1 protein-coding gene is annotated in these 401 nt (G+C 55.9%); it reads left to right on the top strand.

Annotation, left to right across the window (positions count from 1 at the left end; all coding sequences use genetic code 11):
- Window positions 1-178 precede the first annotated feature (178 nt).
- Window positions 179-340, top strand: a complete 162-nt coding sequence (locus EZM41_RS14600; RefSeq protein WP_446697809.1) for a hypothetical protein — start codon at window positions 179-181, stop codon at window positions 338-340.
- Window positions 341-401 lie beyond the last annotated feature (61 nt).

Raw genomic sequence — 401 nt, 5'->3', positions numbered from 1 at the left:
TTCTGTGCTGCCGGTCAGCGTAATAGCGTTAACTTTCGTGCTGCTGCATAAAATCTTCCCACCATCGACCCGCTGCCTGTTATCACCTGGGCCACGCTACCCGGAACGCCGGCTTCTAACAATAGCTCCGTCAAGCGTATAACTACGAGAGGGTTATCCCGGCACCGTGCCCGTGACGATGGAGGAGTGCCTCATCTGTTGCAAGGCCGTCCGCCGCGGCGCTCCTAATACCTTCTGCATCGGAGATATGCCGTTTTGGTTGATATTGCCCCTTTCTCTTGCGCTCATCCTGACGTCAGGGCAAACTGCCACGGCGACGCTTAAAGAGATATCACAGTAAGAACCCACGCTCTCGGGACCGATGTCACTCGAGGAAGCCATCTCCATCACGAGTACGCTGC

The sequence above is a fragment of the Acetomicrobium sp. S15 = DSM 107314 genome, from assembly GCF_016125955.1.
GTDB lineage: Bacteria > Synergistota > Synergistia > Synergistales > Thermosynergistaceae > Thermosynergistes > Thermosynergistes pyruvativorans.
The sequence above is the reverse complement of the archived record's forward strand: the minus strand, read 5'-3'. Positions and strand labels throughout refer to the sequence as shown.